The following is a 24,094-nucleotide window of genomic DNA, read 5'->3' on the forward strand; positions in this document are numbered from 1 at the left end:
TCCTCCAGGACTTGACGCTCGTGAGCAAGGCGCTTTCGCTTTTCTTGTAAAGGGGGTGCCAAGGGTCATAAAAAAAGATCCATTGGCACCCCTGTTTTGGTTAAAATCAGACTCTTTCGTTAGGGGAAGTCGATAAGTTGTCGGTGTCTTCTCTTAGATAGGAAACAGAAACTATGTCATTTCCTATTATAAAAATCATTCTTTACTTCGGATAATGTTTCTTTATTTGTTACCGTATCAAGAAATACTTGTAATGCTTTTGTTTGGAAAGGCGATTGTAATACGGTTGAAAATTGGCGTTTTATAGAAATAGCCGAAGCGGGCAATATCGTTAACGTACCATTGGCATTTTCTTTATGAATGGTCCAATCAGAAAGAAGGGCAATTCCCAAACCAGCCTCCACTGATTCTTTAATCAATTGTGTACTCCCGAATTCAAGACTCTTCTTCGGCTTTATGTGATACGTGTGAAACATTCTCTCCGCCGCTTCTCTTGTACCTGACCCTTTCTCTCGAATAATCCACGTTTCGTTTGCTAAATCTTCCAAAGACACCTCTTCTTTCTCGGATAGAGGATGTTGTGGAGAAGCAACGACACACATAGAATCCTCCGAAAATGCATGGATGACTAAGTTTTTGTCCTCATATTGTCCTTCCACAATACCCACATCTAACTGATGCCCAAGTACTAATTCCGCAATGTCTTTCGTATTCCCTATCGTTACGCTCGGTGTAATGAAAGGAAAGGATTCTTTCATTTTTGCGAGCACATGAGGAAGGACGTATTCTCCAAATGTGTAACTCGCACCAATAGAAAGAGGACCGCTCGTATTATTCGTAAGGTCGTCAATTAAATAATGCATTTTTGTATACAGACCTAGTATCTCCTTCGCATGGTGATAAACAATTTCTCCTGCTTTGTTCAAACGAACGTATTTATTGGTGCGCTCTAACAGCTTTGTTCCCATGATACGTTCGAACGAACGAATGTATTGGCTGACAGCTGGTTGTGTCATGTGGAGTTCTTCCGCTGCGCGGGAAAAATTCTCTTTTTCAGCTACGGTAACGAATACTTCCAATTGTTGATCCATCCATTGCACCTGCCTTCTTTTTCTCTATTATACAAGTTTACTTATGATAAGTATCATAAATAATTATTTTTCTTATGATTTAGTAGCCAGTAAGCTGAAATTAAGGAAAACAATCGGGAGGGAATGACCATGTCGGCACATGAAGCCAAAAAATTATCAACGGATCGTCAACAGGAACCGGATCACAATAATAAAGGAAATCAACAGCCAGCGCAGTGGATACGTTGGACAGGTGGGGTTGCATTTACATTTTTTATCGCTGCTTTAGGGTTTTTTCTCGCCAAACTTCCTGGCTTTCAACAAGTTGGCTTGTTAGCTTCAGCTATTCTCATTGCGATTTTATATCGACAAGTTTTCGATTATCCGGAAACATTTCGGCCGGGGATCGAGTTTTCTTCAAAAAAGATTTTACGATTTGCTATTATATTGTACGGATTAAAGCTGAATATAGGGACAGTACTCCAGGATGGGCTCGGCCTCTTAATACGGGATGCCGCGGTGATTGTTTTTGCGATTGTCCTGACAGTGTGGCTTGCGAAACGGTTTAAAGCAGACGAAAAGCTGTCTATGCTGCTTGGCGTAGGGACAGGAGTGTGCGGAGCAGCAGCCATTGCTGCCGTTGCACCTATCGTGAAAGCAAAAGATGAAGACACAGCGATCGGAGTGGGAATCATTGCTTTAGTTGGTACCATTTTCGCGATTTTTTATACGATTATACGTCCCATTCTGCCATTAGATGGGGTGGAGTACGGAATGTGGGCAGGAGTCAGCCTTCATGAATTAGCGCATGTCGCCCTTGCCGCAGCGCCTGCTGGAGACGACGCATTGGCCATGGGACTTTTAGCTAAATTAGGAAGAGTATTTTTACTTGTCCCATTATGTTTTGTTCTCGTGTATTGGATGAAACGGAAAGACAAAGACAAAGGTGGAGAGAAAACCAAAGTAGCCTTTCCTTATTTCTTACTCGGATTTATTGCGATGAGTGTGCTTGGAAGCTTCGTGCTTGGCGTGTCTATTCCTGTTTCCGACGGATTTATGGAGGGAGTATCTACGTTCTCGACCTGGCTTTTAACAGCAGCGATGGTTGGTCTCGGACTAAATGTTAGTTTGCGAGAAGTGCGCACGAAAGCATTACGTCCGTTATTTGCCATGGGTATCACTTCGATTTGTTTATCCGTTCTTACTTATTTTTTCATTTAACGGATGTCATATCTGTTCCTGCATAAAAAAGTAGATTAATTTTTCTCCTCCGGTGGTACGTATTAATAGTAAGGGTATGTAGAACGGAGGGAGAAAGAGTATGCCCGATATATTCGACGATAAAGACTATCTTGACGTCAAAGCCGGTCGTTTCCGATTATATTTCAGAAAACGGTACCGTCTTATCACGACAGTAAATGATTTATTGATAGGTTTATTTTTCGTGACAGGAAGTATTCTAAATTTCTTTCAGTCACTATCCATAGTAGGGAGTATTTTATATTTATGTGGAAGTCTGCTTCTTGGGAGTCGTCCTGTACTACGGATTATGCATGATACCTCGCTCCGTAATGAAATGAAGGAGTCAGAGAACTATAACCCGTATAAAAAACAAGATTAGAAAGCCATGTTTACATGAATAACCTCCCGGGAAATGTTCCTGTGAAACGCTTGAAGGAGGTTATTATGATGGCACAAGATCGTTACAAGACAGGCGAAAAAGCACCAGAAAGCGGAACGTACAAAGTAGACACATTAGTGAGCGGTGGAAATGCTAGTCAAGATAACACAGAAATAGAGATCAATGAAGGAGATCAATTTCCTCCATCTCCAGGAGAAAACGAAGCTGCTCATTGGGTGAAAGCATAATACAATAAATCCCCCCCTTGGTTTATAACTAAGGGGGGTTTGATGATTAAATAGGGGAATTCTCGTGCACGGGTTGAAACAAAGGTCCTATTATTTGAGATTGTCTTATCCTCAGCTTGTGTAAAGCTTTTTGCTTTTATGCCCTTATTCTACCTCAGGTCGCACGCTATGCTGCCGGCGCTTTGTTAACGAGTAATACGCTGTTCCGAAAGAGAGGAGGACAAACACCGCGCCAACGGTCGGAGTAAGAGCAATTGAACTATTTTCAACGACGAATCCTCCACTAAAGGATCCTAAAGCGATTCCTAAATGAAGTGCTGAATTATTTAAGCTTTGTTGAACATCAGACGTCTCTGAAGCGGATTCTACTAAATACGATTGCATAGGAGGGGAGAGAGCCCAGCTCATGGCTCCCCATATTACAACGAGCAGGAAAAATAACGGTATCCATGCGGTAGTGTACGGTAAAATAAACATAGAGGAAGAAAATAAAATAATAACAACATATAATGTTGTTCGATATCCGAGACGGTCAGACAGCCCGCCGCCAATCGCTCCCCCCGTTACTGCCGCGAAGCCGAATAACCAATATACTATCGTCACCCAGCCCTCACTAAATCCCATGACTTGTTTTAAATACGGACTGAGGTACCCATATAAATGATAATGTCCCGCCAAAAATAATAACGTTGTAACGTGGGCAGAAAGGAGTTTTCTATTTTTCAGGCTCTGCCACTGTTTTTTTAATCCGGGAGACGGTTGAACTTCAATCGGCTGCATTAGAAAAAAGATCCCGATGGCAATGATGGCGCTTAGTGCACTAATCGCGAGAAATGGTGCTTGCCATCCGAAATAATTACCGATCATTAAACCGATAGGCACCCCTAATACGAGGGAACCGCTAATTCCTATATAAATCAGGCCGATAGCCCGTCCTCTGTACGGTTTTGTCGATATATTAGAAGCAATCGTTATACTCAAGACAACGAGAAGAGAACCGCTTGCCGCGGATAGAATTCTTGCTAACATTAAGAGAGAAAAAGAAGGACTGAATGCGGCTGCCACATTCCCAACAAGAAAAACACCGAGTGATATAAGAGTAAGACGTTTTCTCTCCATTTTTGACGTAACAAAAAGCAGAATAGGTGCTGATATGGCGAAAGTTACTGAAAAAGCAGTGATGAGCAGTCCGGCTTGACGAATACTGACATGTAAATCAGCTGCGATAAGATCCAGGAGGCCAACGATGATAAGCTCTGCCAAGCCGGCAACGAAAGATACCAACATCAATAAATAAACACGTTTATCCATAACAATAATCCTTTCCTTTACCTTCAATACTCATCATAACACCAAACAGAGGAGGAACAACAAGTTTGCTGCGTATAGTGATGGTGGATGATGAAAACCGCTGTTTTTTCATGGGAAGTGAGTGTTTCCATTGAATGACGGGTAAGGAAACAGCCGATCTATAGGGTGAAAGGACTCAAACGGTCCATGATGACGTCATGAACCGTTCCCTATCGGATTTTTGTATGGATGCTGAGCGCCTGTATCGATGACTGTTGAATGACTTGTATTCAAGCCCTCGTCTTTTCATATGTGTTCTCCATGTCTATATGTCGACGCTGAGCTGCTTTTATGGAGATGATCGCAGCCCCGAGAGCAAGGAGAACAAACACACCGCCAACCGTGGGATTCATATCAACAGAACTCTGTTCAATCACAATACTGCCGCTTAATGAACCAAATGCAATGCCTAAATGAAGAGATGAATTGTTTAAACTTTGCTGTATATCCGCTGTCTCAGGGGACGTCTCAATTAAATGACTTTGCATGGCTGGAGTGAGCGCCCAACTTAACGCACTCCATATGATTAACAGAATAAGAAAAACAGGGAGAGCAAAGGTGGTGTACGGAATGACGAATAAAGATATAGCGAACATAGCAACGACAAAAAGAATCGTCCGCCTGGAACCAAGCCGGTCAGAAAGCATCCCGCCTAGCCCGCCTCCAGTCACGGCAGCAACGCCGAAAACTAAATAGACAATACTGACCCACGTCCCATCAAGTCCCATCGTCATTTTAGAAAACGGGGTTAAATATCCATACAACGTGTAATGACCGACAAAAAATATAAAAGAAGTGAGTTGGGCAAACAATACGGGACGCATTCTCAACGTGGCGAGTTGTTGACGCAGTGATACTTGCGGCCGCGGTTCCATTTTTTCCATGAGAACATACACACAAGCCATAGAAATAGCTGTTAATATCATAATGAGAAGGAATGGAGTCCTCCATCCAAAAGCATTTCCGAGAAAAACACCGAATGGGATACCGAAAACAAGGGAACCGCTCACGCCCATAAATACGATACCAATCGCACGGCCGCGGTATGGCTCTGTGACAATACGAGATGCCATCGTAACACACAAGACGAGAAGTAAAGATCCGCTCGCTGCAGAAAGAATACGGGCTAGGATAAGCATGGCGTAAGAGGAGCTCATCACCACAGCCAAGTTGCCTAAGAGAAATACAAGCAATGATAATAACGTCAGACGCTTTCGTTCCATTTTAGACGTAGCCACTAATAAAATGGGAGCGGAGAGGGCAAAGGAAATAGAAAAGACAGTGATTAGTAAACCAGCCTGACCTATGCTGACATGTAAATCCTCTGCAACTAAGTCTAAAATCCCCCCTATAATCAGTTCAACCATTCCGGTCACGAAAGCGACCATCATGAATAAGTACACGCGCTTGTCCATATAAGAACCCTCACTTAAGTATAGTTAGCCCTCATTATAATTGATAAAAAATTCAGACACAAGAGAAACGTCGACAATAGACGAAGAAAAGTGGTATAAAGGAAGGGAAATGAAAAAAAGGAGAGAGTGACATATGAAATTGTTTGCTTGTTTACTACATATGAAAAGCCCGGAACTTAGTCAAAAATACCGGCCTGATCATCTTGCATTTTTAGAAGAGCAGCATAAGAAAGATAACGTTACCGCGTATGGAAAATTTGCGGATGGGGCTGGAGGGTTAATTATTTACCGTGCGGAAACGCTTGAGGACGCGGAAGCTCTAGTAAAACAAGACCCTTACGTAGAAAAGGAAGCTCGTACGTATGAAATACACGAATGGGTCATGAATTCTGAACAATGGTCATAGAGAATGTGAAAGGTAGGAAGGCTTCTGAGAAAGATCGAATGTTTCAGGAGCACGGATGAGAGTTGCCTCATTGGCTTCCTGTGAGACAAATGACCGATAAAGAATGTATTTTCCTACGAAGTTCTCCTCTTATAAGTAGAGGCCTTCAGAGACAGGAAAAGTGTAATAACTTGTCTCCGGAAGGCCTCTTTTGTATTCGCTGACATTAGTAAATCTTGTAGGACAGCTATTTTAATACGTGAATCAAGCAAGTTTAAACCGTTTCGTTTTGTTATCTAATTCTTCTGCTTGCAAGGATAATGTCTCCATTAACGAAGTGATTTCCTCAATTGCAGCTGCTTGGTCTTCTGTTTGAGATAAGACGCGGAGCGTGCTTTCATTGTTCGTGGTGGAAAGGTGCTCTATCGTATCCATCGCCTCTACTACTTCTTTAATTCCTTCGGTAACGTTCGTGATATCTTGGTATATATCATGGATTTCTTGAGTGACGTCTTGTACGGACGTATTTATTTCATAAAAAGTATTGCCAGCTTTATCAATCATAGTCGTGCCCTCTTCCATAGCAGTCGTACTTTCCTGCGTTTCTGCCATCGCTTGTGATGTATCGGCTTGAATGTCGTGTATCAGCTGGCTGATTTGTTGGGTCGCTTTTGCCGATTGTTCAGCTAAATGTCGGACCTCATCTGCTACCACTGCAAACCCCTTTCCATGTTCCCCTGCGTGAGAAGCCTCAATGGCCGCATTTAAAGCAAGTAAGTTCGTTTGATTAGAGATTTGCGTAATCATCGCGATAATCTCTTCAATTTCATTTGATTTATGTGTTAAAGTGCTCATCGATTCCTTTAAATTGTTTGCTTTTTCATTGACGACTCTCATTTGTCCCATCGATTCTTGGATCATCTCATAGCCAACTTCTGCGCTTTCCTTCGTATGAAAGGATTTCTGATTTAATTCTTGCGCTTTTTCACTCATTCCTTCATTTTTGGAAGAGAGGTTCGCCAAAATTTGATTTGTCCGAAGAACGATGTCAGATTGCTTGTGGGTTCTTTCTTTGACTTCTTGGGTAGCTGAAACATTTTGTTCAGCGGTAGCAGAAATTTCTTCCGCACTAGCAGACAACTGCTCAGAAGCTGTTGCGACGTGGGACGAATTTTCCGAGACTTCCCCGATAATAGATACTAAATTATCACGCATCGTATTTAAATCAGAAGACAATTCGCCAATCTCATCTTTCCTCTTTATCTTCAGATGAGAAACAGAGAGGTCTCCGTCTGCTACCCGACTAGCAAACCGGATGACGTCGGACAATGGATCCGTTGTGCGTTTAATTAGTATAATGGTAAAGACGCCTGCAAGTAATATAGGAAAGATAGCGAACAAAAAGCTGCCTTTTACCATATTCCATGTACGTTCATGAAGAATACTACTTTCAAAATCAATGGCGCTTACAGCAACGATATTTTTAGACGGATCGTGATCTTCAAAAATTGGGGCATAGCCAGTCAGGCGTTCCATTCCTCCGAATTCGTATACATCTGAATAGACAGGGGATTTTGTTTCCTGAAGCTCTTTCATGATATCTTCGTCGACATAAAACGAATCACCGGGACGAAACCCTTGCTTCTGTAAATTTTCATCCGTTGCAAGCAGAGTCCCATCAAAGTCAAGGAGATACTGTCCTTCGAAAATGTCTTTATGATGGACAGTCCAGCTGATTTGCTCTCCTAAATCAGCCGCGATTTGATCATCGCCCGCTTTTGCTTGGTTAATGTCTGACGGACTTACTAATGCTGTTGTAATATTAGCGCAGCCATACAGTTCAATACCTGCGGCTTTTTTGATTTCCTGATAATTAGTACGGTACATCGATAGGAAAATGATAGCGAGTGACACACATAAGATACCCATAATAATGAATCCAAGTTTCCAAGTGATTTGATTTTTCCTGTTCATCCGGTTCTCCTCGTTTCTTTCATCATTTTTTATGTATTTAAAATGCATATTAAAGGGAATAAAGACTCAATTGATAATTGAATTTTAGACCTTTTGTCCTTCCTTGTCAATTGCGACGAAAGGAGGAGGAAAGACGAAAAAATAAAATAAAAAAACGAGGCGGACCCGTTTTCAGGCCTCCCCCGTTTTTTGAAATGCCACGTCGTGCAATGATTCGTAAACCATTTGATCGAGCCGAATGATTTTGTTTCTTGCTTCCACATCAGTGATAGAGCGGTAATGATGGTTTCCGGATGGTTCTTCGTCTCGTTCATCCGCTTTTGCAACGACTTCTTGTAAATTAGTACGATGGATGGTTCCGTCGGGAAGATAAGAATCAGTATGAAGAAGAATGGCTAAAGCTATTTCTTTCGCATTCCTTCGTTCTTCTCCCAGCCGGATTAAAAGCTTATGAGCTCTTTCCGCTCCTTTAATGGCGTGTATATCATTTTCTTTATAAAGATTGTAATCCCATTGTCCGTTCCGATACCACGTATAGTGGCCAATATCATGCAAAAAGGCTGCCTTTACGGCAAGATCCGGATGGACGCCGTGTTCTTTCGCAAGATCAAATGCATGATATGCCACAGCAATTGCATGGGCGAGCCCTGAACGTTTTACAAACTTTTGCGTGACCGGGTGTTCATAAATATCGAGCAATGTAACGTGTCTCATCCTTATCCCTCCTGCATGGTACTGTAATGGTATGAAGATATTTTTACTATTATAACGAGGGAGCATATCATTTGCAAGGTAAATTTATATGCAAAACCTCCATGTTTTCTATTGGAGAAATATGTTATTCTCTGTATAATTTTTAATGGAATGATAGATTGAAGAGAAGGCTGGGGAAGAATAATGACCAAACGATGGAGAGGAATCACTGCAGCTTGTGCAGCAGCTGCTACATTTATGGTAAGTCAAGAAGTTCATGGAGAAGAAGAGAAAACGATTGCGTTTCATTCATTCAAAGAAACTACAGAAGTACATAAAGAAATTGATACGACGATGCCGCGCTTTTATTATGATACTGGGTATGATTTCACCTACCCTGAGGATGGCGTAAAAGGGGTATATGTGACAGGTCATTCTGCAGGTGGAGCGAGGTTTGAAGAATTATTGAATTTGATGGATAACACGGATTTAAATTCAATGGTTATCGACATTAAGGAAGACCATGGGAATTTAACATTCCAACCAACGGAGGATATGGATGTGCCGGACATTGGAACCAATATGATTGGTGATCCTAAAGCGATGATGGACAAGTTGGACGAACATGATGTTTATCCGATTGCCCGGATTGTAGTATTTAAAGATACGGTATTGGCTGAAAATAAGCCTGAATGGTCGTTTCAAGATAACGGAAAGGTTTGGAAAAACGGAGCGAGCGAGGCATTTGTAAACCCGTATGTGAAAGAGGTATGGGATTATAACGTCAATATCGCAAAGGAAGCAGCAAAGATGGGTTTTAAGGAAATCCAATTTGATTACGTACGTTTTCCAGAGGGCTTTGAAACGCGGGACGAAAAACTCGATTATTCTCGCGGGGACTTCGGCGAGGAAGGGAATAACATCGACCAGCGGGTAACAGCGGTCACTTCCTTCGTGGAATATGCAAGGAAAGAGCTTCAGCAAGAATTTGATGTAGATGTATCCGTAGACATATTCGGCTACTCCGCAACCTTGGAGGAAGCCCCGGGGATCGGGCAGAACTTCTCAAAAATAGCGAATAATGTCGATGTTATTTCTTCCATGATTTATCCTAGTCATTGGACTCCATATTTTGGTATCGATAAGCCCGACCTGCACCCTTACGAATTGACGAGAGAATATGCAAAGGTAGAAAATGAGGTACTTGACCAACTAGACCAACCTCCAGTTTCCCGCCCTTGGATTCAAGATTTCACAGCCAGCTGGCTCGGTTCTGGAAATTATCAAACATATGGAGTAGAAGAAGTAGAAGCTCAAATTCGTGCGTTAAATGACTCCGGTATTGATGAATTTTTATTATGGGATGCTTCGAATAGCTATACAAAGGGTGTAGATTATACACCATAATGTAGAAATAAAAAGCTAATGCTACAATGACGCAGATGATCATGATATGTTGGGTGTTGCATTCTTTATTGGGAGTTATAATATAAGCAAAGATATTTTATAATAGAGGAAACAGGATAGGAGGCTCCTATGAAGGAAGCACATTGGTATGAAAAACTGAGTCAATATTTTCCCATCGAAGAAATGAAGTCACAAGAGCATATGGAGCTTCTTCTTAAAGAGAAAAGTGACATTTACCACAAAGATGAGGGAGCCCATCATGTTGTTATGTATGTGGAAACGGACGATTTTATCTTTATTGACTACTTGCTTGTAGCAAAAGAAGCTCGCGGCCAGGGACTTGGAAAAAAGATTATCGAGGAAATGAAGAAAAAAAATAAACCAATTATATTAGAAGTGGAGCCGCTCGATTACGAAGATTCCGATACAGAGAAACGGTTTCGTTTCTATCAGCGAGCAGGTTTTAAACATGCATCATCTATCGGGTATACAAGAAAATCGCTGGCAACCGATGAAGACAACACACTCGAAATCCTGTATTGGTCTCCGGAGGATGAGAGCGAGGAAAGTATTTTTGATAAAATGAAGCACACGTATAATCATATTCATACGTATAAAGATGAAGAATTGTATGGTAAAGCATATCAGAAAGCAGAAGATGTCCTAACGTTTGATGAAAACAGTGAATAACATGATCATTTCTTACGGGTAGAAGAAGGTATGGCATGCCGCGGTTGGATAAAGATCTCAAGGAGGGATCGATAGTGAGAAATAAGGAGAAGCAAAAACGCAAGAAAAAGCGTGAAGTGTTAAAGGAACTGCTTCGTAAAAACTTGAAAGACTGGAATAAACTTCCAAAGCCAGAAGGACGCGGTACTCCAACATCTTCTTCCAAACCACCTGCTTAATTATCTTGTAAAATGAATTGCAAATAGGATATTACACAAGCCCATTCTCAATTGTGAGGTGGGCTTTTTTCATTTTAAGCAGTTTTTCTGAAAATTATAGGTTTTATCAATCGCAAAAGAAGGAATGAGAATACAAATGCCGAATATTAAGGAGAAGGCGTTGTGTGGAATGATTGCTAAAGTATAGAGAACTGCATACATAATCATATTTGAGACGTAATTCTTTATTGAAAAACCTTTTCAAATTAGAATTATTATTGTATAATACAAGTAACGTAAGAAAAGGTGCATTCCGCAATAAATGTTCTCCATACATTCATTCTGCGTAGTCAGGAAGGGAGAGTTCAATTGAATGGTCAAGTTACTCACGTCTCCAAGCTGTACCTCTTGCCGGAAAGCAAAAGGGTGGCTTGAGGAAAATAATATTCCATTTGAAGAGCGTAATATTTTCGCATCTCCTCTTAGTGTAGAAGAGGTAAAAGAAATCATACGCTTGACAGAAGATGGAACGGATGAGATTATCTCTACACGTTCAAAAGTATTTCAAGAATTGGACGTTGAATTGGAGAGTCTGCCGCTTCAAGAATTATTTAAGTTAATCAGTGAAAATCCGGGCCTGTTGCGCCGCCCGATCATCTTTGATGAAAAACGTTTACAAGTAGGCTATAATGAAGCGGAAATACGTCGTTTCCTACCTCGTAAAGTTCGTACGTTTAATTTGATGGAAGCGCAAAAAATGGTGAATTAACATTTTTATTTAGATAGTTGGAGACCGAAAAAAAACTTCTACTTTTTCTCGAACAGTAGAAGTTTTTCTGTATATAGAAAGATCTTGGATAAAGAAGCTTGAAATTGTTCATTGTAAAGAAGAAAGAAGCAGTTTTTTTCTCTTGACATCTTGCATATTATCATTGAGAATATACATTTAATAGTAGAGGAATGACCGCGTTATCTCTTTAGAGCTCCGCTCCCTCAAAAATATCTTCGGGATGAGCATTGGTCCTTAACAATACGTTTTATTTCGTATACAATGGTAATAAGACATTAAGGACTAGGGAATTAGCTGCCCGTCCTAGGGTATCATCTTTAATAAAGAGAGACCTATGGAAGCGGTATCCACCTACCTTCAAAGGAGGGAGAAAATCGTGGAAATCGAAAGAATTAATGAGTCGACGGTCAAATTCTTTATTACGTATAAAGATATAGAGGACCGAGGATTTGACCGGGATGAAATCTGGTACAATCGCGAACGGGGAGAAGAATTATTTTTTGAAATGATCAATGAAGCGCATGACCGCGAGAATTTCGAAATCGAAGGCCCGCTTTGGATTCAAGTCCAAGCGTTGGATAACGGTATGGAAATTGTAGTTACCCGTGGACAGATCACAGATGGAAATGTAAAGCTCGAGATTCCTGTATCTCAAGGAAAAGATGAAGAAGTTCCTGTCGATGACAATATCGTTGACATGTTGGATGAACAATTTCGTTCCTCTCAGAAATCTCGTCAGACGAACAGCAGTCTCGATACCGATGAGCTTGAAATTGTTATTTCCTTTGCTGATCTAGAAGATTTGATCGCTTTGAGTCAGGCATTTGCTGCCGATCATATTCAAAATGAAATATACTATTTTGAAGGAAAATACTACTTGTACCTAATGTTTGACGACCATTATGCTGAGGATGAACAAGATGATATGATCAGCCACGTATTAGAGTACGGGGAAGAATCTGACATGTCCATCTACCGTATTCGCGAATACGGAAAAACCATCGCATCTTCTGAAGGATTGCAAACATTACAGGACAACTTTTCATAAGTGCGTGACGCAAAATACCATCCCTTTACCGGCGATACGATCAGCCAGGCACTATCAGTAATGCCTGGCTCATCTTTTGCCGGTAAAGGGTTTTTTGTTGTCTTTAAGTGGACGTAAAGGGAAATCTCGATGTTTTCAAAAAGACAAAAAGAAGGATTTTCATATGAAAGAGAGAAAGAAAGAGGGAGAATGAATGTAATCAGAAAGGAATATGCCATGTTTGTTGCTGTAACTTCATCAGGGAGACGAGTGTCCTTGATATCTCCCGCGCCGACTTTTTCTCCGATTCCTTCTCCTCCTTACTTCTGTCCCGCTTGCTTGAAACCGGTAATTCTTAAAAAGGGAACGAAACGACGGTGGCATTTCGCTCACCATCGGAAATCAGCTTGTCCTTATCACCACCCTGAATCAGAAGAACATTTGAACGGCAAGGCTCTATTATATCAATGGCTTCTCCACCAAGGATATAAGCCGGATGTAGAACGTTTTCTTCCGATGATTAAAAGAAAAGCGGACCTCCTGGTGGAAAAATCCGGGCAAAGCATAGCAATTGAATACCAGTGTGCTTCTATCACAGAGGAAGAAATGATCGCCCGAACGCTTGACTATCGTTCCATCGGAATCCACCCGCTTTGGTTATTGTCTTCGTCACGCCTCCGCCTTCGTTCACCTCGTCATTATCAGATTCATGGGTTTGAATGGGTAAGCTTGCGTGAACGTCCAAAAGATACAAGGTATGCTTTTTCGTATTTTTCTTCTCGAGACCAATCGTTTTCCTTTTTGTTTCCACGAGCTATGACTTCGCAAACCCGTATCCTCGCCGACCACTATACTCTTCCTTCGTCCCAACTCTCTTTTCATGAATTGATAACATTTCCCGACACAATAGATGGACCTTCTTTATCAGTGTCCCAGTGGCTCCGTGTGAAGAAACAGTGGCGTTTTGGGAAAAATCAATGGCGGGCGTTCCATGATCCAAGACGGTTGGGGCCGCTCTTCGAGAAATTACGAGCAGGGCTTCCGTTTTTCCCTGCAGAAGCAGGTTGGCCTCATTTGGGGATGGAAGTCATTTCTGTTCCAGCCTATCTTTGGCAAAGCTGGTTGCTTCTCGTCTTTCTTCCGTCTCTCTCCCCCTCTCACTCTTTTACTTCTCAAGAGGCTGCTATAGCGGTAACCAAGTCCGGCCTGCTTTCGAAATCAACCTGTTTTCCTCTTCTCGATGAGCCTCTTACACAAACATTAAAACACTACTTATCCTTACTATCTCTGATGGGAGTCGTTGAAAAAACCAACAGAGGCTGGAAGAAAAAAAGAGGTGTTCGTATACCTCTTTCATTGGAAGCAGGTTTTGCAAAGGATAAATACTGGGGGAGACGCATATTGTAGAAAGGGTGAGGGAAACGTTTATTCTTTTATATAGTGGTTAAATTAGGTAAAATGGGGAGCAGAATACAGGAGGTGTATCGTATGAGTGATAAATCAACTACATCATTACCAAAACGTGAAGAAATACCTGAGAAGTGGAAGTGGAATTTGGAAGATATTTTTGCGACAGACGAAGACTGGGAAAAAGAATTTGAGGAAATAAAAAATAATCTTTTGCCTAAGATGGAAGATTACAAAGGAAAACTGGGCGATTCCGCCGATTCTTTGTATCAGGGACTTGCTACGGAGCATCATATTGCAGAGAGATTCGGGCGTTTGTATACATACGCTCATATGAGATCAGATCAGGATGCTGGCAATTCTTATTATCAGGGACTAGAAGACCGAGCGGCAGGACTCGCAGCAAAATTAGGGCAGGCGATGGCTTTTGTCGTTCCAGAGATTTTGTCTTTGCCGGAAGAGAAACTTCGCCAATTTGTAAAAGAGAATGATGACCTAAAAACGTACGAGCACACATTGGATGAAATTAATAAACAGCGTCCGCACATTTTAAATGAATCAGAAGAAGCGATCTTAGCTCAAGTATCAGAAGTAACCTCGAACCCGGGAAATACATTTGGCATGTTAAATAATGCGGATTTAAAATTTCCTGAGATTAAAGATGAAGAGGGAAACAGTGTGCAAGTCACACATGGGCGAATTCTCCGCTTTTTTGAAAGCGATGACCGACGAGTTCGAAAAGATGCTTTTGAAGCGGTGTATTCCACGTATAAAAAATACCGCAATACTTTTGCGAGCACGTTAAACGGGCAAGTGAAAAAGAATTTGTTTAATGCGAGTGTTCGGAATTATGACTCTGCCCGTCAAGCTGCTCTTCATGCAAATCACATACCGGAAGTCGTGTATGATCAGTTAGTCGATACGGTAAATGAACACTTGCCTCTTCTTCACCGGTATGTTCGTCTACGAAAGCGTGTCCTTGAATTAGATGAAATTCACAACTATGATCTGTATACCCCGCTTGTTAAAGAAGTAGAAATGAAGATACCTTATGAAAAAGCACAAGAGTTAGTTACAGAAGGGCTCGCGCCACTTGGAGATGACTACGTCAATACAATAAAAGAAGGGTATAAGAATCGGTGGATTGACGTGTATGAGAATGAAGGAAAACGGAGCGGAGCCTACTCGTCCGGTGCGTATGGGACCATGCCATATGTTTTGATGAATTGGCAGGATAATGTGAACAACTTGTTTACTTTAGCTCATGAGCTTGGTCATTCGATGCACAGTTATTATAGCAGGAAGCACCAGCCTTACCATTATTCCAACTATACGATTTTCGTAGCGGAAGTGGCTTCTACGGTCAACGAGGCATTATTAAATGATTATCTGTTAAAAACAATGGATGACAAGAAAAAGAAAATGTACATTCTTAATCACTTCCTCGAAGGATTTCGTGGAACGGTCTTCCGTCAAACGATGTTTGCAGAATTTGAGCAGTTAATCCATGAAAAAGCAGCGAATGGGGAAGCGTTAACTCCTGATGTGTTGGAGAAAGAATACTACGCCTTGAATGAGAAATATTTTGGAGAAGATATGACTTTAGACGAAGATATCGCGTTAGAGTGGTCGCGAATTCCTCACTTCTATATGAATTTCTACGTCTACCAATATGCGACAGGGTACAGTGCCGCTGCAGCTTTAACAAGACAGATTTTGGAAGAGGGAGAGCCTGCCGTGGAGAAATATTTATCTTTCTTACAATCCGGGAGCTCCGATTATCCGATTGAAGTACTCAAAAAAGCAGGCGTCGACATGACTTCTCCAGAACCGATCCGAGAAGCGATGAAATTATTTGAACAAACATTACATGAAATGGAAGAATTACTGGATCAATAATACTCTTTAAAAAAAGATAAACGCGCATTGTGCTCGCTTATTGGCGGCACACATTGGAGATTCAATGTGATAATTTCCTCAATCTTAAGAGACGAAGTGATGAAACTTTAAGCAATAATAGAGAAAGCCGGTCTTCGGGATCCCTGAAGACCGGCTTTTTGCATCGTCACGTTTTTAACCCTTTAAAGCGCTTGCGTTCGCTAAAGGAGAGCACGGTAAAGAAGATAGAGAGAAATAAGAGTATGCTTCCAATTAATACGGGGATGAACTTCATCAAGCCTAACAAGAACACTAGGAAACTGACCCCCATAAAGAGTATACCGACTAATACTTTTTTCATAACGAGGCCCCTCCAACATGTGGTGTCTTACCACAAATTATATGGAGGGGCCTGAAAAATATGATTGCTTGTTCTATGAGGAAGACGGCAAGTAGCGCCAAAACGTGCCGTACTTTACAGGGACTTGTTCTATTTTTTGCTGGAGGACTAATTTTTTCAACTGAGCTTTGGCTTCTCGTTCACTCCAGTCAAACACGACCGCAACCTCTTTCGTCGCGACGAATTGATACCGTCTCATAAATTCTACAAGATTGATAGTTTTAGCCGGCAAAGGATCTTCCCCAAGCATCTCTTTTAAAATAGCGACATAGACGTCATAAGGGTACAAGCCAGAGACTTTTAATCCTTCGTCTTCGATGCGATCGTTAAAAAAGATGAAGGTGGGTGCGCGCTCTACTTCCATTTCCATCGTAGTTTTCATGTCACATTGCAGAGCTCGCAACGAACACTCCGAATGAATATCCTTCTGAAACTCTTCTACATCGAGTCCTACGTCTTCCGCGCACCGAAGAAGAATATTTTCGTCTCCAATGTTTTGTTTATGGATAAACAGCAATTCACGCAAACGCCGGAAAAACACGATGCCGAGCTGTCGTCCTTGCATTTCTGCTGCTTTTATAGCTAGCGCCGGTATGCGTGCGGAATGAATCGGATTTTCCTTCCATATATCGCCATCACAAGACATACCGGAGCGGCTTGCTGTTTTTTCATATTGTTGGGCTAAATTTTTCCAGTTTCGCTTTTTTTGTTCGCTTGATTCGTTCCAAGCGTCCAAATGAGAAGTGACGAAAAAACGTACAGAGAAGTAATGACCATATTCAATCATTAGCTTTCTTAAAGCAGGTTCAAACGCCCAGCATTCAGGACACAGTGGATCTGTGAATACGTAGAGTTCTAATTTTTTCTTTCGTTTTACAGGTTTGTCGTCTATTTCATCAGGAGCAAGGCCGCAGATTCCCAGCTGGTCATTGCAGTATAGCTGCGTATCTAATTTTCGCAATGGTCCAGACTCCCTTCTAACTTATTCGTCCGTTGTATTTACCATATGATGTGCTGCCAGTGTCAGTCGACGAAAGAAATCTTCTCTTGCGGGCCCTTCGAGACCAACCTCATCCATTGCCCGGGACATACAGTCCAGCCAAGCTTCCGCTCGTGTCGGAGTAATAGGGAATGGGAGGTGTCTCGCCCGAAGCATTGGATGACCGTGTTCTTCCGTATATAAAGGAGGGCCTCCCAAAAATTGAGTGAGAAACTGCTTTTGTTTGCGAGCAGTTTCCGTTAAATCATCCGGGAATATAGGATAGAGGTCCGGATGTTGCTTTACATTCCCGTAAAAAGTATCTACTAACTGTTCAATCACTTCGGAACCACCAATATAGTCAAATGGTTTCAGTTGTTTTTCCATGATTGTGCTCCTTTCTTGCACATGCAGGAGAGCTACATAAATGATATCGTAAAACGCTGTCTACAGCGTGATATGAAATGACGCAAGGATGTCCAAACGGAATGACACAATCCGTTTGTATCTGATGTATCGCTGTCACTTTCCTATTATTGTAGCAACGGCACTCCCGTTCAGCAAATAAAATGTTTTCCAGTTTGTTCTGAATATATAGGAAACGGCAATAGGAGATAGACGGGATTCTAACTGCGGCATCTCGATAGAAAAAAAACTGGAAACGAGTGACAGGCAGCAACGTTTCCAGAAGGTGTGTGTATTAGTATATTAAGCAAAGGAGCGGTAATTCGCCATCACTTTTGGAACATAGGCCTGGGTCTCTTTAAACGGTGGTATGCCATTGTAGCGATCCACATTCCCTGGTCCTGCATTGTATGCGGCTAAAGCAAGTTGGACATCACCGTCATAGCGTTTCAACATATCCCGGAGGTAGCGGGTGCCGCCGTCAATATTTTGAGCTGGATCATACGGATCGTCTACATTTAAATGACGTGCTGTCCCGGGCATCAGCTGCATTAACCCCATGGCGCCAGCGTGACTTTTGGCGTTTGGATTGAAACCGGATTCCTGCTTAATCACTGCTTGTACTAGTTTAGGATCAACGCCATAACGCTGAGCTGTCCTTTCGATTAACGAGGAAAATGCAGCATTCTCACTCGCAGACGCAAGTTTATTTGTATTAGACACAGAATGAACAGGTGTAGTCTGCCGCGGAGAAGAAGCTGCGGATGCGTAAAATCGGGACGCCATGTCAGGAGTTAAAAACAAGGAAGTGGGCAAAGCAGCAGCTGGTGTCTTGCTTCCTTCCGAAAAGGGGACCGTATTTATTTGTTCTTGTAAGTATGTTTGGAATGAAGAGGTCAACGTGGATAACGGACTGTTTTGTCCGGTGTTCGTTACTTGACGATTATTCGTCGGGTACAACATCTGTAATAAAGGCGAAATCATCACCTGTCACCTCATTAGTTCAAATTTCATATATCATAATGAGAAAAATATACCAGAAAAGTGCTCGCTTGGCAATATAAGGGAGCAGCATTCACAAACGATTAGTCCTCTATTTCCTGTTTTCTTGTGAAAAATCTCTGTATTTTATTTGGCGTGGTTCTGCGAGGGATTCCATACTGTTTCATAAGCTCCTCTAGCCAATTCTCCACCTCTTTCATCCGATTGCCTTCCAGTTCTATTTCGTAGTCCTCTGTACCTAAATAGACACTGTGATCCAAAAAAAGAGTCCCCGTTTGATAAGGAAGCGATGCTCTTCGTGTCTCTAACGTACCAATAGAAGTTAATGTAGTAAGCTCGGATAAAAAGGAGGAGAGAGCATGGGTGACTTCCCCTTGAGGCAAGATGCCAGAGGAAATAGCGCGCTCTGCTTCTTCTCTCGTGAGCGATTGGTTTGTCTCCAACAGTCCTTCCTCAGCCGGCTGTTTTAATGTGAGTTCATACTGTCCCTTTTTGGCCCGGACCCGTAAAGCTGATTGGTTTGACCTTAAATCAAAGCGGGGTGTATCAAAATATGTATTTGCCTGCCAATGAAAATCTTCTCCTGTGAGAGAGAAAGCATCACGTAGACGGACAAACTCACTGAGAGTTAATACATTCTTTATTTCTATTTCTTTTTCTTGAGACATTCTTCTTCCACCTCTTTTTACATTTTCACACCTCAACAAGAGACGATTCTGTTGTTATATGGTACCATACCTAAGGAAATGCAAGGAAGAAACGGGAGTGTGGAGAGGGAATGGAAAGACTGTCTCTCCGCATCTAGGAATTCTGCATAGCCAACAAGGACCGCAGTCGTGGTTGGAATGAAGATGGAGACTTCGTAAGTGAAATGATAAAATGGTAACAGAGAAAAATTGTGGAGAAAAGGAGTGAGGTGGCATAATGAATCACGTGTTAACAATAACCGAAACGAAACAAGAAAAAAATGAATTAATCCTTATTCCCATTGAAGAATGGCCGGAAGAGGAATGGCATAAATTGAGTGATGGCATGCGCATGCTTGCTGATTCGGATGCACTCACGTTCGTATATGTCCTGGACTTAGACGGAGAGTTTGTTCAGCTTCGCCTGCCGAAACAAACGTGGCCGTCATTAAAGACTGCCTATGAACAAGGGTGGGAGGTTCTCGTTCAAGGGCCGCCGCTTGTGAAACTTGGCCAGTTTCATCAGGAAATGGAATACTTACTTAGTAATATCCCTGGAAACGGGAATTATGGCTCCGATATGGTGGAGACCGTGGAGAAGGTTTTCCAAGTGTCATAAACAAAGAAGGATCGCACATAATGAACAGGTGGTGGCGACATGAGCAGTTGGGATACTTTTTTGTCACCTTACAAACAGGCGGTAGAAGAGTTAAAAGTTAAGTTAAAAAGCCTGAGAGAACAGTATCAAATGTCATCGAAGCATACGCCGATAGAATTTGTGACAGGCCGTGTAAAGCCTGTGACGAGTATTTTGGAAAAAGCCCAGAGGAAAAATATACCCTTGGATCAACTTGCGGATCAAATGCAGGACATTGCAGGAATACGAATTGTTTGTCAATTCGTCACTGATATTGACACAATCGTCCATCTCGTGCGCACCCGTATAGATTTTGATGTTATCGAAGAAAGAGATTACATTAAAGAGAAAAAAGAAAGCGGGTACCGGTCGTATCATATGGTTGTTACTTATCCTGTACATACTATCGACGGTAAGAAGGATTTGTTGGTAGAAATCCAAGTACGGACGATGGCGATGAATTTTTGGGCTACAATAGAACATTCATTAAATTACAAATACAGCGGTGAAATACCAGCTGATATAAAATCCCGCCTGCAACGGGCGGCCGAGGCAGCATTTCGTCTCGATGAGGAAATGTCAAAAATCCAAGGAGAAGTAAGAGAAGCTCAGCAAATAATCATTCGCAATCGCGAAGGGCGCGCGGATTAAAGATGGATAAAGGAGGCAGCCTGTCATGAAGTTCTTCGTCACGTCAAGAGGGGATGACACTTCGAATGCTCTGCAAAAGAAGATTGTTACGTACTTACAGGAGTTTGGCTTAGAGCATAACGAAGAAGAGCCTGATATCGTAATCACGGTAGGAGGAGATGGAACCCTTCTCCATGCGTTCCATCATTATCATAACAGACTGAATGAAACAGCGTTTGTCGGTATTCATACAGGGCATCTTGGTTTTTACGCCGATTGGAAGCCGGAAGAAGTGGAAAAGCTCGTCATTCACATTGCAAAAACTCCGTTCCAAGTTGTGGAATACCCGCTATTGGAAGTAATTGTCCGTCATCTGGACCGTCCGAATCCTGAACGGTATTTGGCGTTAAATGAATGCACGGTGAAGACAACAGAAGGTTCACTTGTATGTCAAATGGATATTAAAGGAGATATGTTTGAAACGTTTCGTGGAGACGGCCTCTGTATTTCAACACCTTCCGGAAGCACAGCCTACAATAAAGCATTAGGAGGAGCAATACTGCATCCGTCTCTTGCCTCGATGCAAGTGTCTGAAATGGCATCGATCAATAACAGGGTTTATCGGACGGTAGGATCCCCGCTCGTATTGCCGCAGCATCATACATGCTTATTGACGCCTATGAACGATGTGGCTTTACAAATTACGATCGATCATGTCTCGGAAGTGAATCGCCGCATAAAATCCATTCAGTGCCGGGTGGCAGAAGAACAGATTCGTTTTGCACGCTTTCGTCCTTTTCCATTTTGGAAGAGAGTGAAAGAGTCTTTCATAGGAGAGTAATGATGAGGACGCCACCTAAGTTACACTGGAAGGTTTCCAGGCTTTCGAAGTCAACAAAGGTCTCCCAATATTTGAAAGAGGAAAAAGGGTTTTCTTCTCGACTGATCAAACGGATAAAACAAGAAGGGGCCGTGTATGGAAATGGCAAGCAAATGGCACTTTATCATCACTTGACCGGGGGAGAAACCCTATCGGTTATTTTACCTCTCTCTTCGTTCCCGGAAGATATCCCTGTTTGGCATAAAAAGGTTCCTATATGCTGGGAGGATGATCACCTGCTCCTCGTCAACAAACCTGCGGGAGTGCCTATGTTTCCTGGCCGGGGGCTCGAAGCCCAAACCCTTGCAGGAGCAATAAAAAGTTATTACGAACGATCATCGCTTTCTGCCTCTTTTCATGCTGTGTCACGTTTAGATAAACAAACAAGCGGCCTTGTGACAATCGCAAAACATGCATACGCCCATCAACGGCTGTCGCAATTTTTCCAAGAAGGCCGGGGACATAAACGCTACATTGGCATCACAGAAGGGATATGGGAGAAGAAGAGAGGAAGAATCGAAGCGCCAATTGGGAGAAAGCCTGACAGCTTGATTGAACATCAGGTAGATCTGAAGGGAAAGTATGCGCTTACGGAGTATCAAGTTCTTGAAGAACAGGAAGGTTATTCATATGTTCAATTTGAGCTGTTGACGGGGAGGACCCATCAAATACGCGTACACAGCGCGTACTGTGGTCATCCTTTGTTAGGAGATGACTTGTATGGAGGAAATAGTGCGGAGATGAGCCGTCAAGCTCTGCACGCGTATGAGTTACAATTTTGCCATCCGGTGACGGAAACGTGGCATACCGTTCAAGCAGAGCTCCCGGTAGATATGAGAAGAGGATGAAGGTCATGAGTCATTCCTAACTTCTTCGATGATCAAGTTGTCTAAGGAAGCCTCTAACAATGTTTCTTCGTCGTTGGAGATTTGCACGGTAATCGTACTGTTAAAATGTTCAGGTGGGATAGTTTCATGTAATACAAAGCCTTCGCTTATAAAAAAACCACTGTTCTCTGAAACAGTAAAGCGCTCTGGCATCCCGTCTGCTTTTTCGTTAAATAGTAAGTGATCAAAACCAAGAACCTCTGCCGCTTTTTCATCGTCCACGGAGAATTCGGCATATAAACCATTAGCGTCTTGGCTCCCGTCGTTACGAAGGGTAGCATGTACCGTTAAAAACTCTCTTTCATAATCAACAAGAACATAGCTGTCTTCTTCATCCAATGATAAAGAAACGTCATTGCTGCAGCTTGCAGTAATACATAATAAGATGCTGAGTATGAGTGGTCGGTATATGTGGTGTGCCTTCATGAATTCCTCTCCTTCTGACTAAGCCTTCTATTCAAACGAACGAAATTTCTCAGGGAAGAAAGCTAAAGTGGAAGGGACTTGGCTATATGTCATTTCCGGGTAGCGAAGAGCCGTTAGTTTCCCACCGAAGACACAACCGGTATCAATATTTACGGTGTTTCCTATTTTACGTGGTTCGAGAACGGGAGTATGCCCATAGACGATCAAAGGTGTTCCCTGGTAATGAACGGCCCAATCTCTTCTAACAGGGGTGCCGTCCGAGTTTTGCTCTCCCGTAATGTCACCGTATAAAACAAACGTACGTACTTTCTTCCCGCTGTGCCCAATAAGGTCTTCGCGAATTCCGGCATGGGCGGCTATCACTCGGTTGTTATCAAGCGCTAGATATAAAGGAGCCGCTTCGAACAAATCCATAAATGATTTTCGAATTCGCTTGTAGTCCCGGTTGGATAACCCCTCTAACTCAGCCACTGTCGTTTCCAATCCATGTGCGATTTTTACGTTTCTGCCAAGAAAGAAACGATACAGTTTGTCACAGTGATTGCCCGGAACGTAGTAGGCATAGTTATTTCCTACCATGTGAGAAACGAGCTCAATCGCGGCAATGGATTGAGGACCGCGGTCCGTAATATCACCAATAAACACCGGCTTTCTTCCTTCGCGATGAATGTAAGTATCATGCTTCCACGAGTAGCCTAATGACTGTAACAAGTCATGCAGCTCGCTCGTACATCCGTGCACATCACCGATAAAATCAAGAGCAGTCAAGAGAATTCCCCCTTTCCTTAGAAGGTCGGCAAAAACAGCTTGTTGCTATTTTCGAAAGGAAAGCTTCAAGCGACATGCACGCGAGACCGCTTCCGTCCGCTATATGGCGAAACATTTTCTCGGTAGCAGTTGTCGCAGCTGCTTCTGTAAGTGTATGTTATACTTATTACTTTCTCTCCCTTTCTTGATTTTAAACATCATTCTCCCGAATGGCGGGGGATGACGTGAATTCATGATATAAT

Annotated in this window: 27 protein-coding genes; 15 read left to right on the top strand and 12 right to left on the bottom strand. The window is 42.3% G+C overall.

The window, feature by feature from the left end; translation table 11 throughout:
* Window positions 1–176: 176 nt before the first annotated feature.
* On the bottom strand, window positions 177–1,091 hold the full coding sequence (locus BM095_RS09140; protein WP_091660576.1) for a LysR family transcriptional regulator: 915 nt from the start codon (window positions 1,089–1,091) through the stop codon (window positions 177–179).
* A 129-nt stretch (window positions 1,092–1,220) separates the two neighbouring features.
* Here BM095_RS09140 and BM095_RS09145 point away from each other — a divergent pair, with 129 nt between their 5' ends.
* The 3 genes from BM095_RS09145 (at window position 1,221) to BM095_RS09155 (ending at window position 2,939) form a co-directional block, all read left to right on the top strand.
* Entirely contained in the window at window positions 1,221–2,291 is a 1,071-nt protein-coding gene (locus tag BM095_RS09145; RefSeq protein ID WP_091660578.1) for a YeiH family protein, read from the top strand.
* Window positions 2,292–2,391: 100 nt separating this feature from the next.
* On the top strand, window positions 2,392–2,691 hold the full coding sequence (locus BM095_RS09150) for a YrhK family protein (RefSeq protein WP_091660581.1): 300 nt from the start codon (window positions 2,392–2,394) through the stop codon (window positions 2,689–2,691).
* Window positions 2,692–2,759: 68 nt separating this feature from the next.
* Complete coding sequence (locus BM095_RS09155) at window positions 2,760–2,939, top strand: YjzC family protein (RefSeq protein WP_091660584.1); 180 nt, start codon at window positions 2,760–2,762, stop codon at window positions 2,937–2,939.
* Between the two features lie 144 nt (window positions 2,940–3,083).
* Here the strand turns inward: BM095_RS09155 and BM095_RS09160 are convergent, their stop codons facing one another.
* The gene (locus BM095_RS09160) at window positions 3,084–4,250 is read right to left on the bottom strand and encodes an MFS transporter (protein WP_091660587.1); all 1,167 of its coding nucleotides are present in this window, start codon (window positions 4,248–4,250) and stop codon (window positions 3,084–3,086) included.
* 269 nt (window positions 4,251–4,519) lie between these two features.
* A complete protein-coding gene (locus BM095_RS09165; RefSeq protein ID WP_091660589.1) occupies window positions 4,520–5,704 on the bottom strand; it encodes an MFS transporter in 1,185 nt (394 codons plus the stop codon).
* A gap of 133 nt (window positions 5,705–5,837) precedes the next feature.
* Between BM095_RS09165 and BM095_RS09170 the strand changes: the two genes are divergently transcribed.
* Window positions 5,838–6,110 (top strand): YciI family protein, encoded by a 273-nt coding sequence (locus BM095_RS09170; RefSeq protein WP_091660592.1) that lies wholly within the window; start codon window positions 5,838–5,840, stop codon window positions 6,108–6,110.
* 243 nt (window positions 6,111–6,353) lie between these two features.
* On the opposite strand, the gene BM095_RS09175 is transcribed toward BM095_RS09170, so the two are convergent.
* Both BM095_RS09175 and BM095_RS09180 read right to left on the bottom strand, forming a co-directional pair.
* Window positions 6,354–8,063: a methyl-accepting chemotaxis protein gene (locus BM095_RS09175; protein ID WP_177194761.1), complete on the bottom strand. Its 1,710-nt coding sequence runs from the start codon at window positions 8,061–8,063 to the stop codon at window positions 6,354–6,356.
* Window positions 8,064–8,234: 171 nt separating this feature from the next.
* Entirely contained in the window at window positions 8,235–8,777 is a 543-nt protein-coding gene (locus BM095_RS09180) for an HD domain-containing protein (protein ID WP_091660597.1), read from the bottom strand.
* Window positions 8,778–8,960: 183 nt separating this feature from the next.
* Between BM095_RS09180 and BM095_RS09185 the strand changes: the two genes are divergently transcribed.
* The 7 genes from BM095_RS09185 (at window position 8,961) to pepF (ending at window position 16,173) form a co-directional block, all read left to right on the top strand.
* Window positions 8,961–10,163, top strand: a complete 1,203-nt coding sequence (locus tag BM095_RS09185; protein WP_091660600.1) for a putative glycoside hydrolase — start codon at window positions 8,961–8,963, stop codon at window positions 10,161–10,163.
* Window positions 10,164–10,292: 129 nt separating this feature from the next.
* The gene (locus BM095_RS09190) at window positions 10,293–10,853 is read left to right on the top strand and encodes a GNAT family N-acetyltransferase (protein ID WP_091660603.1); all 561 of its coding nucleotides are present in this window, start codon (window positions 10,293–10,295) and stop codon (window positions 10,851–10,853) included.
* A gap of 74 nt (window positions 10,854–10,927) precedes the next feature.
* On the top strand, window positions 10,928–11,071 hold the full coding sequence (locus BM095_RS16560; protein WP_177194762.1) for a hypothetical protein: 144 nt from the start codon (window positions 10,928–10,930) through the stop codon (window positions 11,069–11,071).
* A gap of 352 nt (window positions 11,072–11,423) precedes the next feature.
* On the top strand, window positions 11,424–11,819 hold the full coding sequence (gene spxA / locus BM095_RS09195) for a transcriptional regulator SpxA (protein ID WP_091660605.1): 396 nt from the start codon (window positions 11,424–11,426) through the stop codon (window positions 11,817–11,819).
* A gap of 397 nt (window positions 11,820–12,216) precedes the next feature.
* Window positions 12,217–12,888, top strand: a complete 672-nt coding sequence (mecA, locus tag BM095_RS09200) for an adaptor protein MecA (protein WP_091660608.1) — start codon at window positions 12,217–12,219, stop codon at window positions 12,886–12,888.
* Window positions 12,889–13,077: 189 nt separating this feature from the next.
* Window positions 13,078–14,274 (top strand): competence protein CoiA, encoded by a 1,197-nt coding sequence (locus tag BM095_RS09205; protein WP_177194763.1) that lies wholly within the window; start codon window positions 13,078–13,080, stop codon window positions 14,272–14,274.
* Between the two features lie 81 nt (window positions 14,275–14,355).
* A complete protein-coding gene (pepF, locus tag BM095_RS09210) occupies window positions 14,356–16,173 on the top strand; it encodes an oligoendopeptidase F (protein WP_091660614.1) in 1,818 nt (605 codons plus the stop codon).
* A 166-nt stretch (window positions 16,174–16,339) separates the two neighbouring features.
* Here pepF and BM095_RS16565 read toward each other — a convergent pair whose 3' ends face one another.
* The 5 genes from BM095_RS16565 to BM095_RS09230 all read right to left on the bottom strand — a co-directional run bounded on the left by BM095_RS16565 (window position 16,340) and on the right by BM095_RS09230 (window position 19,606).
* A complete protein-coding gene (locus BM095_RS16565; RefSeq protein WP_177194764.1) occupies window positions 16,340–16,513 on the bottom strand; it encodes a hypothetical protein in 174 nt (57 codons plus the stop codon).
* 73 nt (window positions 16,514–16,586) lie between these two features.
* The gene (locus tag BM095_RS09215; protein ID WP_091660616.1) at window positions 16,587–17,513 is read right to left on the bottom strand and encodes a ClpXP adapter SpxH family protein; all 927 of its coding nucleotides are present in this window, start codon (window positions 17,511–17,513) and stop codon (window positions 16,587–16,589) included.
* 21 nt (window positions 17,514–17,534) lie between these two features.
* Window positions 17,535–17,918 (bottom strand): globin domain-containing protein, encoded by a 384-nt coding sequence (locus BM095_RS09220; protein WP_091660619.1) that lies wholly within the window; start codon window positions 17,916–17,918, stop codon window positions 17,535–17,537.
* A gap of 321 nt (window positions 17,919–18,239) precedes the next feature.
* Window positions 18,240–18,920: a lytic transglycosylase domain-containing protein gene (locus BM095_RS09225; RefSeq protein ID WP_177194765.1), complete on the bottom strand. Its 681-nt coding sequence runs from the start codon at window positions 18,918–18,920 to the stop codon at window positions 18,240–18,242.
* A gap of 101 nt (window positions 18,921–19,021) precedes the next feature.
* Window positions 19,022–19,606: a CYTH domain-containing protein gene (locus BM095_RS09230; protein WP_091660621.1), complete on the bottom strand. Its 585-nt coding sequence runs from the start codon at window positions 19,604–19,606 to the stop codon at window positions 19,022–19,024.
* 256 nt (window positions 19,607–19,862) lie between these two features.
* Here BM095_RS09230 and BM095_RS09235 point away from each other — a divergent pair, with 256 nt between their 5' ends.
* The 4 genes from BM095_RS09235 to BM095_RS09250 are packed head-to-tail and all read left to right on the top strand — an operon-like array spanning window position 19,863 to window position 22,619.
* Complete coding sequence (locus BM095_RS09235) at window positions 19,863–20,243, top strand: UPF0738 family protein (protein ID WP_091660624.1); 381 nt, start codon at window positions 19,863–19,865, stop codon at window positions 20,241–20,243.
* Window positions 20,244–20,282: 39 nt separating this feature from the next.
* Window positions 20,283–20,912, top strand: a complete 630-nt coding sequence (locus BM095_RS09240) for a GTP pyrophosphokinase (RefSeq protein ID WP_091660627.1) — start codon at window positions 20,283–20,285, stop codon at window positions 20,910–20,912.
* Window positions 20,913–20,937: 25 nt separating this feature from the next.
* Window positions 20,938–21,732, top strand: a complete 795-nt coding sequence (locus BM095_RS09245) for an NAD kinase (RefSeq protein ID WP_091660630.1) — start codon at window positions 20,938–20,940, stop codon at window positions 21,730–21,732.
* A 2-nt stretch (window positions 21,733–21,734) separates the two neighbouring features.
* The gene (locus BM095_RS09250) at window positions 21,735–22,619 is read left to right on the top strand and encodes an RluA family pseudouridine synthase (RefSeq protein WP_177194766.1); all 885 of its coding nucleotides are present in this window, start codon (window positions 21,735–21,737) and stop codon (window positions 22,617–22,619) included.
* 3 nt (window positions 22,620–22,622) lie between these two features.
* Here BM095_RS09250 and BM095_RS09255 read toward each other — a convergent pair whose 3' ends face one another.
* Together BM095_RS09255 and prpE are read right to left on the bottom strand one after the other, a co-directional pair.
* Window positions 22,623–23,084, bottom strand: a complete 462-nt coding sequence (locus BM095_RS09255; RefSeq protein WP_091660635.1) for a hypothetical protein — start codon at window positions 23,082–23,084, stop codon at window positions 22,623–22,625.
* A 27-nt stretch (window positions 23,085–23,111) separates the two neighbouring features.
* The gene (gene prpE / locus BM095_RS09260) at window positions 23,112–23,852 is read right to left on the bottom strand and encodes a bis(5'-nucleosyl)-tetraphosphatase PrpE (RefSeq protein WP_091660638.1); all 741 of its coding nucleotides are present in this window, start codon (window positions 23,850–23,852) and stop codon (window positions 23,112–23,114) included.
* Window positions 23,853–24,094 lie beyond the last annotated feature (242 nt).

The sequence above is a fragment of the Alteribacillus iranensis genome (assembly GCF_900113025.1).
Classification (GTDB): domain Bacteria; phylum Bacillota; class Bacilli; order Bacillales; family Marinococcaceae; genus Alteribacillus_A; species Alteribacillus_A iranensis.